This window comes from Snodgrassella sp. ESL0324 (assembly GCF_013344955.1).
Lineage (GTDB): Bacteria > Pseudomonadota > Gammaproteobacteria > Burkholderiales > Neisseriaceae > Snodgrassella > Snodgrassella alvi.
The window spans coordinates 677951-691749 of the sequence record NZ_JAAEDS010000012.1 but is presented as its reverse complement, the minus strand read 5'-3'; the positions used below and the strand labels follow the sequence as shown (position 1 = coordinate 691749).

The window sequence follows — 13799 nt, the reverse complement described above, 5'->3', positions numbered from 1 at the left end:
GAATACACTATTTTATAAGGAAAAAATAGTGAATTTATGCTATAATATAACTTATTAAATACCAAAAGAATCTATGTCTTTAAGTTCAGGCGGATCTAACTATGTTCTGAATCTGGGTGCTGTAGGAATAACCGGTACTTTTCTAGGAATGCCTATTGAGGCTCTGGTTTTAGGCGCATTAGCCGGTGCAGCAGTTCAAAGTCTTCAACCGTCTATAACCCGGTTGTCTGGCGTAACGAATGTAGTTACAAGCACATTATTAGCCGGTGCATTCACACCGGTATTACAGTTTACGATTGAGAAAGAATTTAATCTTGATAATGCCAATGCCTTTTTTAGCGCAGCTATCCCTGTTGTGATTGGTGGTGCATGGCCTTGGCTGTTACCTATTGTTGCAGATGGAGGAAAACGAATATTGACAAGTTTATTTGATAAGTTCGGAGGCTCAAAACATGATTAACCTATTAGCATCCATAAAAATAACTGCGTCAGTATTTATCTTCCTTTTTGCAGTGTGCCGGATATCCAACCGGCAGTGGAAATTTTATCAGCTAGAGATGTGGGCGTATGTCCTGCTTACAGCCGGAGCAGTCTCGGCAATTGCAATGGTGCTTCTGTCACCAACGATTGTTCTGGCACCGGCTGATATTCCGATTGATGTGGGTATGGCTTTATTTTTCTATTCCCAGATCACTCAATTAACTAAAAACCGCAAACCAAAGGGTGTACATGATAAGACAAGGTAGCAAAGGAGCAGAGGTGCGTGCGTTACAGCATGCATTAGGTTTAACAATAGATGGTATGTTTGGTGTCAAAACCCAAACGGCAGTTGAACAATTTCAACGACAATCAGGTTTATTAGTAGATGGTGAAGTTGGCTCTAAGACTTGGGCTAAATTAATGCCAGTATTAAGAGAAAAAGACCTGAAACCCATTAATCCGAAGATATTTTTTGATAGTATCCGACCGTTATTCGGTAAGTTCACTCAGACTCAGGTAGATTGCCTGAATATTCTCGTGCCTTGTATGGCAGGGCAAACCACTAATAATACGGCTTACATACTGGCAACTGCTTATCATGAGACGGCTGCGACTATGCGGCCAATTGAAGAGTATGGTAAGGGTAAAGGTAAGAGGTATGGTAGACATATCAGAAAAGATGGCAAGGCATACAACAGCAGTCTGCCTATCTATTATGGACGAGGTTACGTTCAATTAACCTGGTATGAGAATTACGAGAGAGCAGGTAAAGCATTAGACCTTGACCTGATCCATCACCCGGAACTGGCTTTGAAAACAGATGTAGCTTATGCCATTATGGAACAGGGTATGGTTGAAGGTTGGTTTACTGGTATGAAGCTAGAGAATTATATTTCTTTAAATAATGCGGACTACAAAGGAGCAAGGAAGATTATTAATGGTACAGACAGAGCAGTAAAAATTGCAGGTCATGCAGAACTGTTTGAGCTGGCTTTACGTAAGGCTCGCGCATGACTGTAAAAGACGTTAAATCTCTAATGGCAATTGCCGTATTTATAGGTTTGGTGTCGTATTTTACTGTAGACAGAGAATTGAAATATGAGAAAGGGCGGTTAGAACCAATCGAAGATTGTCAACCTAGACCCAAATAGACAAATAGACAACTGGTCAGATGAATTATGCATCTGACCAGTTTTTGTAGTTAGTGTAATATATTGAGTTGCTTAAATTAATATAATTCATGCAAACCTCATAGTTTAAAGGTTAATTTTTAGTTCCCATCTTAGAATGTAATTTCCGTAAATTACTCAGACAGTTGAGAAGAATCTCTAGTTCCTGCATGCTGACATTATTCTTTTCCAGCATTTCTAACATCTTAGAAGAGGATTTCGAATCAACAGGGATATTAGGGACACGGTCAGGTACCTCCCATTCCAGCTTAAAGGCCTCTGCTATAAGAAGCATAAGTTTCCGATTAGGATGTCTGCTGTAAGACTTGTCTGAGCTTTCGTACTTGACACCCGAACTTCTGGATAGTCCTACAATATCCCAGAACTCTTCAGTAGTTAAACCCAGAAGAGCAGTCCGGAGATTAATGATATACGACTTCCATTGTCTGGGGTCTTGCGGGATAAGTGGATTTACACCTATATCTTTAAGCGTCCGTTGTGCTCTCGCAGCTAATATTGAATTGTCTTTAGTCTTGTCTTTGTTAACCATTCTCACTTGTTCTTGATAAAATTAATTTAAAAATTTATTTTACCGTATTAATAAGGAAATAAAAACCAGAGGAGTTAACTCTGGTTTTTACGTTTACAATGTAATCAGGTTATCAGCAACAGCTTCCGTTGTATCTTCATGCGTGACGATAATTATCTGATCAAAGCCTGTAGAAGTAATAAATCCTAAAGCTCGCATCTGGCGTTCAACATCACAGGCTGCAAAAGGTTCATCCAGTAACATAAAACCGCATGTTGGCAAAAACGTTTTCGTTAGTGCTACCCGAATCGCTATGCCTAAAACATCCAGCGTACTGCCTGACAGTGCTTTAGTATTATGGCCATCTACTTCAAACCCGGTACTGGCTTTAGTAACTATAGAAGGTGTATCTCGCATGGTGCTGAAATACTGGGAAATTGTATTGCAGACCTGCTGCCAGATGGTGTTGGCCAGTATAGGTTTAATCTCACGTAAAGCCTTTAACAATGCGTTATTAATTTGAGTATTAATAATCTCATTCTTAAAGTTATTAATTTTGTCTTTTACATTATTTTCCTCAGTTTTAAGTTCAGAATATTGTTTGCGCAATTGCTCAACTTTAACCGGTATCTCAGATTTTTTACTATTAACTGAATTGATACCATGTTGAATATCATTCAAGTCCAGTCTAACCTGATTTAAAGTGTGGGAAAGCTCAGCAGATGAGGTATCAGATTCAGGTACCAGAGCAAGGTTTTCAGTTAACTCCGCCAGTTGGGTTTCAGCATCAACAAGCTGTTGTTTAAAAACTTCCTGCTTAGATTCCCACGCTGATAAGTCCTCCAATAAATCTTCGTACACTTCCAATTGTCTGGAGACCTCATGATCAACCTCTGCGAGCTCTCCACCTGTCCATTTATATTTCAGTGGATATTTTCCGTCATCATCTATGACCCATTTTGAGTTTATTGCAGGGGTAAATTCAGGCTGACGCAAAACCGCTTTCAACTTATTAATTTCAGATTCGACTTCAATAATAGAGTTATCCAGTTTGGCCAACTCAATGTTGAGTTCAACAATTTCCTCGGAAATACGAGCGTTGTTTTTCTGCATCTCATCTGCATTATCCCACTCCCGTTTACAGGTGGGGCAGCCTAAATTAGTACATTTCTGATCTTCCAGGTTCTTGCGCTTTAACAGTAACTCCTGTTTCCGAATCCTGTACTCACTATAGTTTGATTCAAGCATTCCTATATCTTGCTGTATGGATTCTTTTGTTCCATTAATTCTGATAAGTGGATTTTTAGAATCAAAATGACTAGGACAATAGTAGGAATAACTTAAATAATCTAAATGCAGAATCCCGAGCTTTTTCTGAATGTCGGCTTGTGCACGTATATTTTTTAATTGCTCATGAAATTTCACACGTGATTCAGCATCCGCTACAAGATGAGCGTTTGGTCGTGTAGATACAGGTGCATTTAACCCTGACCTTATAGAATCAAGGCTCTTTTCAACGTTTGCAATAGAGAGTTTTAACTTATTTCTGGTTTCTTCTTCTCCTCGGATTTTATCCAACTGCTCTGTAAGTCTGTCTATATCAGATTTTTTACCAGTAGCCTGAGCTTTAAGTGCCTGTAACTGTTCATCTAGAGTACTATTTTCAGTAGCCTCAAACTCATCAATATCGATAAAGTCATCTATCTGCTGGTGGGTATTGACCAGTTGAGTTTCCAGTTCTGCAACTAGCTGTTGCAGATGGTCAGACTTACCTAAACTAAAATTGGTCTGTAGAGTATTAATGTAACCATCGACCACATCAAAATCTGCCAGCTTCTCTATTAGTTGGATAGATTTACTACCTTCATCTAGTGTGCCTCTGACTGAATTCTGCGAGGCAAACATTAAGTTAGTACCTGTTCCGGGCTTTAAATCCAGAAGTTGTTCACAACGTCTGGTTACTTCACGCTGTCCTGTGATTTTTATATCACCTGAATTAAGCTCTGCCCCTCTAGCAGAACGTACAATGTGATATGTCTGACCGTTTAAATTCAGTTCTAAGGTTACAACATGGGATTTGTCTGGTGCACCCCAGGTAGTTAAATCATTTGAACGACAGGCTTCTACACCGAATAGCGCAAAGGTTACAGCTTCGAATATGGTTGATTTACCACATTCATTTGCTCCTCGAATAACTGTAACACCTTGCGTAAATTCTAATTTGAGAGAAGTATGCTGTCTGAAATTTGTTAATTCTAATTTTGTTAGCATAAATTCTTTTTTATTAAGCCATTAAGTGTCTAACTTCAAATTTATATTTTTTGGCCTGACGCTCTAAATTATTGTATAGATCACCCATTTTAGACAGTATACGTTCCTTGATGCTTTGAGGGTGATTCCAATAAAATAACTCTTCCCGTGCTTCTGGAGAAGCAGGCGTGACAGATAAATTCATAGTATTTAAAGTACAAGTGAAACGAAGCAAGTCACCTTTAGGTGGTAAATTTTTATTACTATAAACAAGGTTAGCGTTAGAAATGTACCCGGCTATAAAAGGTTCTACGTCTGAGCGGTAAACTACTTTTTTCAATCCATAAAAAAGTAGTTTACCATCTAACTGTAAATTATGTTCTTGTCTTAATATAGGGTCTTTCTGAATAACATATAAATGGTTTATAACTTTAAGATATTCCATATACTGTACTAAACCCAACTCTTTGTAAAATATTACACGGGCAAGTTGGTCTACTGTTTGGTTAATAAAACTCTCCTGTTCAAGCCTGGTATCTAAACGTCTATCTTTTTCCCAAGTTAATATATGACGAGAAGGGCTTCTAATAACAGCGTTCTCAGCCAGTAAAACTTTAATATCAAAACATAGAAATAACTTATAGACTTTCTTCCTTGTCCTTACCGCTTTGTATTTAAGTTCTATATCCGAAACTGAAAATACATATTGAAGAATTTTCTTTAATCGAACCTCTATTTCACTTAACACTTCATCAATTTTATAAGGCTCTACTGAGCTGAATAAACTTAAATCTAAAATATTTTCACTTGTCATAATAAATCTTTCATAATTTTCCGAAATAGCCTAAAAGCCCAGTAACAGCCACCAGGGCTGTACATAATATAGCTATAAGAATTATGGAATCTCTAGCTTTGTTTTCAGATTCTTTTATAGTATCTGTAGCTGAAAATACCGTAGGAATTAAAATAAAAAGTGCCATAATTACTATAAGTGTGAAGTTCAATTTAATTATCCTCCATCAAAGCTACCACCTCTTCAAATCTATGTTTCAATGACTCAGATAGTCTGCTGGCAACCAACTCTTTAACATCATATTTTTTAACATCGTCAACCTCTGCAAACTTTTCATTACTTAGAGATTTAATTCGAATTGAATTTGTTACCACAAAAGCCTCAGATTTCTGACGTATATTTTTAAGTGTTGAAATAGTGGCAGCCGCCTCTGACTGATCAGCTTCACCGGATATTCTTAAAAAGTGTTTCTCCGGAATCTCTGAGGCAGTCCAATCAATTTCAGCAAAGCAATCTGCTATCTGCTGATAAGTTACATATTGCAAAACTGTGTCATATAACACTACATATTGTTTAGTATCGTCGCCCAGACAGTCAGCAATTGAGCTGATAATCTGATTTCCTACGATATGAACATTACCTATTTGTCGTTTTTTGTGCTCATGCGCAAATACTAGGGTAGTACCTACTTTTGCAAATTCCAGAGCTAAATCGGCAGACACATTTAAAGAGTGGTCGGTCTGAGCTGCGAACTTGTTGTCATAATTTGCATGTAGAAAAACATACTTAGGAGACTGTTTTAAAACCTCTGCCAACTCCTGACTAAACAAATCCTGATTCATCATGTGCGGAATGACAAATATTCCCGGATAAATCTCTTCGTATTTTTTACTAATGATTTTTACATTAGAAATTGAAGCTTCTAAATACGAAGCCAAATTATGAAAACTGGAAATAACATCTGAACTCTTGCTTTCATCGTGATTTCCAGCCGCCAAAAATAAGGTTTTATTCGGATTATTTACGCACCAGTTTTGTAGATGTCTAAACACAAAAAATTCAATTGACTTATCTACATCAGACTTATCAAACAGGTCTCCATTTATTAATAAGTCTGAATTATTTGCTCTGTTTAATAAATCTAGAAACTGCTGTTTCATGAATTCTGTCAGTGCTTTCTGACTTTCAGGTGTAGTTCCTGTCTGACGAGACACACCTAAATGTGTGTCATTTATTACGGTGAGTTTCAATAGATTCCTTTTTAGAAAATTTAGTTTTTAATTGAATAAAAAGATTACAGGTTATACATATTAGAAAAGTTAAACTTCTTGAAATTATGGCCACTAATATAAATAACCCAGTAATTCCTAATATCAATTCCCAATCCCAATTCCAATCCCAATTCCAATCCCAAGTAAACCTGCTTACATAGCCCAAGTTCTGCATCAGGTTTCCTTATTCATCAATATCTAAAACTTCAGGAGTTTTATGCTGATTAGTAGTGGGGTTTAATGCTGAGGATAAATAACTTCTAACTTTCGTTAATTTCTTATTATTATCTGAGGCTTCGATTTCGTTAATTGCTCTCGTTATTAGTTTTTTTAGAGTTTTTTCCCTGGATTTAGGAAATTTTAAACCGGCAGGGGTGGTCATAGTAAGTTTGTCAGCGTAATCAAGAATTATATGTTTGTAATAACCTTCTTCTACATCAATTCGTATATATAAAAGGTAAGAGTTATACGATATACAAGATTTATACTTATCTAAATCAGATAAAATAATTTCCAACATATCGCATATATTATCGTCAGCTACAGGCCAATCGCCATAATCGATTATATCCATAACAATTTGACTTAATTTATAAGAACCAAAAGCTACAGCTAACAGACAAATTACAATTAACATATAAAGTAAAATAGTGACTAACAAATCCATAAAATTTCCTCTGTTAATTATTCGCTGAGTTCTGTGACAGAACCTCTTTTAAAACTGCCAGCAACGCGCTGTCAGCAGTAAGATGTTTTTCATAATTACTTAAGTCAATACTGGCTTGTCCTTGAATATTGAAAATTTCATAGACAACATCTAAAGGTACTACGTGCCAGTATCCAGCTTCGTAATGGTGAACTAAAACAGATACAGTACTTCCGGCTTTCGAACGTCTGTACAATTTAGCGCGTTGATTGCTACTAAAGGCATTCTTACTTAATCGATAAGCATGTTTAGTGCTTTTGACCTCGATTACCCCATGATGATTAGGCAAAAACCACTGGAAGTCGCCTACCTGGGCCATAAACGTATTTCTGGCCGAAGTAGCGTCATACATACGTTGCCAATCGAAAATAGGAAGATTTACATTTTTAAGAGCCTGTCTGACGAGTTCTTCTGACTCTTTACCTGTATTACGCATAAACACCTCCGGGTGTTAGTTTTAGAACTAACACCCTGTATTAAAAGTTACATATTCTTTAATTTTTGGTCTCGTTCGTAGTCATCCCGACACTCAACAGAACACCAGCGTAGGTCACCTTCCACGGGGTCACCGCAGTACAGGCAGTAACCTGTAGGTTTAGTAGTTTCTGTATTTTGTTTGGAATTACGAAGAGCCGCTTCTAAAAGGCTTTGCTCAACCAAGGATGCCTGATCAGCAATATCTACCATCAGTGTCTCCTTAACTATAAAAATAATTGAGTCGCGTAAGTTGGTCGCGCAGGATATACTCCATTTCTAGATAGTCGCCCTTATGTAATAGCTTGACTATTTCAATAAGAATTTCTTTATATTCAGTCCGGAGCTTTGAGCATTCTTCATCTGAATTCAAATCACCTGAATCTGAGTCAGCCCTTAACTTTTCTATTACTTCTTCTTTACTAACTAACTCTTTCTTAAGCTTGGTATTTTCAGTGGTTAACCTTTCTAGATTATCTTTAAGCTCAACAAAATCCTTTGGTTTACCCACCGCAATATCCTGAGATAATAAACCTCTGACAATTTTGTAGAGCTTAGCGTTTTCAGTTTTATAAACTTTTAGAATTCGAGATAGAGCTTCCAGCTCTGCTAATCTGGCTTTACTCACTATGCTTTGAACAATTACGTTACTCATAATGTTCCCTCATGCAGCCTGTAATTCGCGATCAGACACTTTGTTAATAAGCGCAGTAATGTTTTCAGCCGTAGGAACAACGTCATCACCTAACTCATGCTGATCACCAAACGTCCAGCCGATTGAGACAGAACTTTGAATAGGAACTTGCATATTGGCATAAGGTGCAGTCATAGCTTTGTAGATTATCGGGATAACTTCTGGCATATCCTTAATAGCAATAGAGAAGACTAACTCATCATGAATCGGAGCCAGGAAACGAATATCATATTTATCTCTGATACCTGCTTCATAAATACGTCCCATTGCAAGTTTAGTCATTTCAGCACCGGAACCTTGCACCATGAAATTAACCGCCCGACGTTCATCTTTTGACGCTTCATAGATATTAGTGCTATTAATGTTCTCAAGATGACGACGTGCGCCTAACATAGTCAGACTATATCCAAGGGCTTTGGCTTGTTTGACTACTTGGGTTTTCCATTGCTCTACACCAGGGAAAGCATCGACTTTGGCTTTGATGTATTCAGAGGCATCATATTCAGAGCAACGTAGTGTAATTGACAATTTTTGTGCCTCAACCCCGTACTGTGTGCCAAAGTTGACTGTTTTAGCTAATTTACGCCAGTTTGAAATCTCTTTGTGACGAGGGTCGTCTTCATTAACCTGAATAGCTTTGAAAGCTTCATAGTCCATACCAGAAATTTTGGCACCAGTAATGGAGTGCATGTCTCGTAGATTTTCACCAACATAACAGGAGAGCATATTTTCATCCTGAGATAAGTCAGCAATAATCCTTAACTCCTGCGCTGAAAAGTCCAGCGACACTATCATGGCCTGATTATGATGAGGTTCTATAATAGTACGGAAATCTCCGGCACCTTTAGGAAACTGTTGCAGGTTCGGATTGGATGAAGAGAATCTGCGGGTGTTCGTACTGCACTGGTTCAAACTGGCATGGATTTTCCGGTCTTTCCAGTGTGGAAGCATCCGATAGGTTTTATAAAACAGATTAAACCTAGTTCGTAATGTCTTTATTACTAATAGATTTTCTAATACTTTCCGTCTTTCTGTATATTCTGTATATTCTGTAGTGTCATAGCAGATAGCTAGCTCTATAGCATCCGCATCTGTCTTAGGTGAACCCCCTTCCTCATAAAAAGGTTGAAGCCCAGTTGGTTTATTCCGAATACGGACAGGTAGCTGTAGAGTCTCGTACATAAGTTTGGCTAACTGGTCATGGCTATTGAAATTAAAATCAGGTTGACCCTTAAACACAGCTTTTAAAGCTTTGTTTAAATACTCAAGATCACCATCCTCTAACCAGCTTCGTAAATCGTCAGCACCAGCTAAAGAAAGCTCTTCAAGTAAAGCTTCAAATTTACGTTTACGTGTCGTAAATGGTTGACCTTTTAAAAGTTGATATGCATATTTAATACCGGCGGGTGTTTTATAATTCTCCTCCGTCAGAGGTTTGAATACTGTACCTTCCCATTGTTTTTTAATCAGAAATTGATAAATTTCATTCTGGTATTTTTCTAATTCGGCTTTATCTCGTTTATCTAATGCAGCTAACGTAGCCAAGTTGATATTCAAACCATCCAGAAAAGCTTGTGCTGTCCAGAACGCTGCGCTAATTTCAACCTTACGGTAGATTTCCCAGCTTTGCTCTGTAAGCATAAATAAGCGATACCACTGGAAGAGGGCAGCAGTACAGATCGTGTCATCTGAGGCATAACTTAAGGCCTCTGTTAAAGTCAGCTCGTCCATCTTCCGGATGTGGCCATCAGAATCAGTAACGGTCTCAGCAAATGTAGCCTGTTCATAATTCAACCAGCGTTTTGAGTTTTCTTTTAAGCCTAACGGACTGTTTTCATCCACATAAGATGCCATTAACTTAGTGTCATCAATGTCTCGCAAAAACCATCCGTAAGTATTTTTCAGGACAGGTAGCTCAAAGTTAACGTTCTGGATCACAAACCTATGGGTGGGATTAAGAAATAGTAGAACTTGCTCAACCATTTCTAGCGAAAGATTCTCTGTATTAGCGTGATTAATACTGAAATCAAATGTATATTGAAAATTGCCGCCCAGAGTTAATTGCACACTAACTAACTCAGATCCAAAAACGTCTAGTTTCTGACCATGCCCTTTTTTAGTTGCATTTATCGCAGCCAGCCAGTCATCTGACTCTTCCGGAGTTGATGTTTCAATATCCAGAGACACATAGGGACTTTCTGTTGCAATCCGTTTAATCTGGCTAAAGACTTCATTGAAATTACTTTGGGTTACACCAACTACTTTTTGAGCGTAATTCAAAAGATTTGGGTGATGAATCACACCAGTCTTATTAACCCCATGTTGCCATTCTAATAATGACGGTTGAATCATTTCAGTATGCAGTTTGGCACATTTTAAGGACAGTTCAACAGACTGTGAGTGGTCAATCAGTTTTTGTAACTGAGGACATTTCTCTACGTCTTCCTGCATCTTTACTAAAGACTTAGTTTCAATGAGTCTACGTAAAACTTCTAAACCATTATCTCCAAACTTAGCATAAACAGCTTCAAAAGCTTTTTTACCAAATCCTGGTGCACCTTTGATGTTGTCCGAAGTATCACCTACAGTAGCCTTATAAACATCTATAAAGCCCACGGGGAAGTCGCCGAATGGGTTAGTATTTAAGTTTTCGTTTATATAGGTAGATACATTTGAATGTTTCGAAAGAATAGCTAAGTCACCATCAACTGACCAAACCAATACAGGCTCCTCAGTTATAGTTTGAGCAAACCATGCAATCAAATCATCTGCTTCAACCCCTGGATGTGAAACAACTTGTGAACCAAGATTGAGCATAGCCTCAGTCCACATTTCTTCTAGTTTATTGTACTCATTAAAGATAGCCTGGGATTTAGTTCTACCTTGTTTATATTCAGGATAGATGGCTTTTCTGAACTGAGTTCCGGCTCTTCCTTCTTTTACCCAGACGATATCTTTAGGATTTAAGTGAAGCTGTTCACAAAAGGTTTTTAGTACATTAGTAGCATTATCAAATCCGTACTGTGAAGTATTTATCCATTGAGATGTAACTTCATCATTCTCATTTGTAAGTTCTTCTATGTACCCAAATTCACTATCTTTCCCAGCAAATAGGGCTTTTTTAAGAATACCACTAGTATCAGCAAATACTTGCATTAGCGTCTCCAGAATCTGTAACTTGTGTTTTTGCCCGGAAATAAGACGCGGGCAATTTCTAATACGTTCAGAAAGTTCTGTTTAACGTCCGGTTTATGCAAAATGAGAGGAAAAACACTGACACAGTAGACATAAAGGTCATGTGCCCACTCATCTCGTAGATTAACCGGACTGTTTTGAAAAGATTTCAGACATTTAATAGGGGAGACGGATGTTTTATTCTGATAGTTTTTTAGAGCGATATCAGTCCACAAACCCCACCGGTCGTGGCTCCATCCGAGATTTACATCATTAAGTTTGATAAGCAACTGCTCATTTGTAATTATTAAACCGCGATGCTTATCCAATGCATTTAGTTCCCCTAAAACATCAGTGAGTAACCAGAGAAAATACCTGAAGCTTTGCGCATGTTTGTTCTGCACAGTTGAGCTGTTTAATAACCACTTCTGAACATCAGGGGGTAATTCAGGTATTGTCGGGTTGTAGATCCAATCAAATAATCTGTTTGTATTATTTTCAGGGATTGGATGTTGCCACTCAAAAATGTTTAATCCGAAAACCATTTGTTTTTCCAACGCAATAGTCGGAGCTTTAAATATTGGCTCTCGCGCTGGACTGGAAAAAACTGCACTTTTAGGTAGTGCAGTCAGGAACCTTTCAAAATCCTCAGTAAAACTCAAGATTTGTTTTGAGAACCTTTCAATAGATCTTCAAATGTTAAATTGAGATTGGATAAAAAGTATCTAAGAATGTCACAGGTAGATTCGATATCACTCAAAGCAGCATGAGCAGGTCTTTGCTCTAATTCTAGATTCATCACTGCGGTTTGCAGTTTGTGATTCTCCCATTCAGGAAACTGTTTACGAACTAAAGGATATGTATCTAAAATCTGTTTCCCAGAAAATCTATCTCCACCAATCATCCGTATATCAAATTTCACATTGTGACCAAATATAGTATCAACACCCTGTAGCCAATTTAAAAAAGGAGATGTTTTAAATACTTCTTCAATGGTTGGCTCATTCTTCACATCCTCATCAGTAATACCATGAATACGAGAAGCACTTTCAGGAATGGAAATTAAAGGGTTAATCCTTTGACTTATACAATCAACTGTTTTTAAAGTTTTAGCATCAACTAAAATTGCTCCCAGCTCTACTACTTTTGCAAAATACCCTACACCAGTTGTTTCTGTATCAATACCTAAAATATACATAAAGTCCTTACAAGGCGTTGATTACAACGCCTTTAATAGTTATTAGGCAGCTTGTTCCGGAATTGCGATACTATTTTGCTGAGCTTGGCGAGCTAATACCTCTTTTAAATTAACTACATTTACAGCAGTAAATTCAAACTGTGACCAAGATACATTACTGTTTCGGATTTTGGCCTCTTTATCGATTTTAGCAAGTTGAACACAATTACAAGCTCCGGGGTTCCATGCTGCTTGATAACGGTAACTTTCTTCCGCATTGTCCCAAGCTTTCAAACTTGTTGGTGACAAAAATACAGTTACAAAATCTATTGTTTTAAGCGCTAACTCTATACCTGGGGATGTTGGTACCCCTTTAGATTTTAGAGGTTCACCTGAAACAAATTTACAATACAAAGCACCGCGTTTTTTCCAATCTGCCTTGGGATATTGTTTTCTAACTTTGGCTAAATAGTCTTCCTGAGAGTAAGAGACCCCTTCTTCTTCTACGATACCGTTATAAGCTGTAACAGATATAGCAGGGGTTTCTTCAGAATTCCCATCGTTTAAACTCAATTTGTCATACAATGTAAGTGAAATTGGTATAACAATTGCGGACTCCAGTAACATATTAGGAGTACCACCTTTAGTCTGAGCTATAGCTATGCCAGACGTTTTAATCATAACGCTATGAGAGTTCGACAAATCTCTGCGCTCTTTTGGTTTAGAAATATTAAATACGTTGGTATTCGCCCCAGGATTAGTGACTGTAGCAGGATTTTGTGTTGAGATTACCTGAGGAACTGTGTTACCTGTTTCATTTAGAGTTGTGGAATTTAAAGAGTTGTTAGTTGTTTCTGTGGAATTTAAAGGTTGTTCTAGCATAAATTTTCTTTCATAAAATGATAATAAAGTTCAGTAAAGTAATAAATAAAGTTCAATAAGGATATATTTTAGAACATCAAAAAAGTATAAAAATTCAAACCATAGTTAAATGGTTCGTTATTGATACTTTTTTGAACATATAGAAGGAAAAGAAAACTAACCATCTATATGGTTGAGTTGATAATAACCCAAATTTAAAT

General features: G+C 37.4%; 16 protein-coding genes. 3 read left to right on the top strand and 13 right to left on the bottom strand.

Features of this window, described 5'->3' with window-relative positions; all coding sequences use genetic code 11:
• Window positions 1-73 precede the first annotated feature (73 nt).
• The 3 genes from GYY70_RS05365 to GYY70_RS05350 are packed head-to-tail and all read left to right on the top strand — an operon-like array spanning window position 74 to window position 1494.
• Complete coding sequence (locus tag GYY70_RS05365) at window positions 74-460, top strand: hypothetical protein (protein WP_174831526.1); 387 nt, start codon at window positions 74-76, stop codon at window positions 458-460.
• Complete coding sequence (locus GYY70_RS05360; RefSeq protein WP_174831525.1) at window positions 453-746, top strand: hypothetical protein; 294 nt, start codon at window positions 453-455, stop codon at window positions 744-746. Before GYY70_RS05365 ends, GYY70_RS05360 begins: the two co-directional genes overlap by 8 nt.
• Window positions 730-1494 carry a peptidoglycan-binding protein gene (locus tag GYY70_RS05350; protein ID WP_180214717.1) on the top strand — a complete coding sequence of 255 codons (765 nt, stop codon included), beginning with the start codon at window positions 730-732 and terminating at the stop codon, window positions 1492-1494. The genes GYY70_RS05360 and GYY70_RS05350 overlap by 17 nt, the downstream gene beginning before the upstream one ends.
• A 249-nt stretch (window positions 1495-1743) precedes the next feature.
• Here the strand turns inward: GYY70_RS05350 and GYY70_RS05345 are convergent, their stop codons facing one another.
• The 13 genes from GYY70_RS05345 to GYY70_RS05285 all read right to left on the bottom strand — a co-directional run bounded on the left by GYY70_RS05345 (window position 1744) and on the right by GYY70_RS05285 (window position 13599).
• Entirely contained in the window at window positions 1744-2199 is a 456-nt protein-coding gene (locus tag GYY70_RS05345; protein ID WP_174831524.1) for a hypothetical protein, read from the bottom strand.
• A 93-nt stretch (window positions 2200-2292) separates the two neighbouring features.
• Window positions 2293-4449, bottom strand: coding sequence for an AAA family ATPase (locus GYY70_RS05340; RefSeq protein ID WP_174831523.1), 2157 nt, complete (start codon window positions 4447-4449; stop codon window positions 2293-2295).
• A 13-nt stretch (window positions 4450-4462) separates the two neighbouring features.
• The gene (locus GYY70_RS05335; RefSeq protein ID WP_174831522.1) at window positions 4463-5242 is read right to left on the bottom strand and encodes a hypothetical protein; all 780 of its coding nucleotides are present in this window, start codon (window positions 5240-5242) and stop codon (window positions 4463-4465) included.
• 191 nt (window positions 5243-5433) lie between these two features.
• Entirely contained in the window at window positions 5434-6471 is a 1038-nt protein-coding gene (locus GYY70_RS05330; protein WP_174831521.1) for a metallophosphoesterase, read from the bottom strand.
• A complete protein-coding gene (locus GYY70_RS05325; RefSeq protein ID WP_174831520.1) occupies window positions 6449-6667 on the bottom strand; it encodes a hypothetical protein in 219 nt (72 codons plus the stop codon). The genes GYY70_RS05330 and GYY70_RS05325 overlap by 23 nt, the downstream gene beginning before the upstream one ends.
• A gap of 9 nt (window positions 6668-6676) precedes the next feature.
• Window positions 6677-7159: a hypothetical protein gene (locus tag GYY70_RS05320; protein ID WP_174831519.1), complete on the bottom strand. Its 483-nt coding sequence runs from the start codon at window positions 7157-7159 to the stop codon at window positions 6677-6679.
• 13 nt (window positions 7160-7172) lie between these two features.
• Window positions 7173-7634 (bottom strand): hypothetical protein, encoded by a 462-nt coding sequence (locus GYY70_RS05315; protein ID WP_174831518.1) that lies wholly within the window; start codon window positions 7632-7634, stop codon window positions 7173-7175.
• Between the two features lie 47 nt (window positions 7635-7681).
• Window positions 7682-7885, bottom strand: coding sequence for a DUF2116 family Zn-ribbon domain-containing protein (locus GYY70_RS05310; RefSeq protein ID WP_174831517.1), 204 nt, complete (start codon window positions 7883-7885; stop codon window positions 7682-7684).
• A 10-nt stretch (window positions 7886-7895) separates the two neighbouring features.
• On the bottom strand, window positions 7896-8327 hold the full coding sequence (locus GYY70_RS05305; protein ID WP_174831516.1) for a hypothetical protein: 432 nt from the start codon (window positions 8325-8327) through the stop codon (window positions 7896-7898).
• Between the two features lie 9 nt (window positions 8328-8336).
• Window positions 8337-11522 (bottom strand): DNA polymerase, encoded by a 3186-nt coding sequence (locus GYY70_RS05300; RefSeq protein WP_174831515.1) that lies wholly within the window; start codon window positions 11520-11522, stop codon window positions 8337-8339.
• On the bottom strand, window positions 11522-12085 hold the full coding sequence (locus GYY70_RS05295) for a hypothetical protein (protein ID WP_174831514.1): 564 nt from the start codon (window positions 12083-12085) through the stop codon (window positions 11522-11524). The genes GYY70_RS05300 and GYY70_RS05295 overlap by 1 nt, the downstream gene beginning before the upstream one ends.
• Window positions 12086-12198: 113 nt before the next feature.
• Entirely contained in the window at window positions 12199-12738 is a 540-nt protein-coding gene (locus tag GYY70_RS05290; RefSeq protein ID WP_174831513.1) for a PolC-type DNA polymerase III, read from the bottom strand.
• A 42-nt stretch (window positions 12739-12780) separates the two neighbouring features.
• The gene (locus GYY70_RS05285) at window positions 12781-13599 is read right to left on the bottom strand and encodes a hypothetical protein (RefSeq protein ID WP_174831512.1); all 819 of its coding nucleotides are present in this window, start codon (window positions 13597-13599) and stop codon (window positions 12781-12783) included.
• Window positions 13600-13799: the final 200 nt, after the last annotated feature.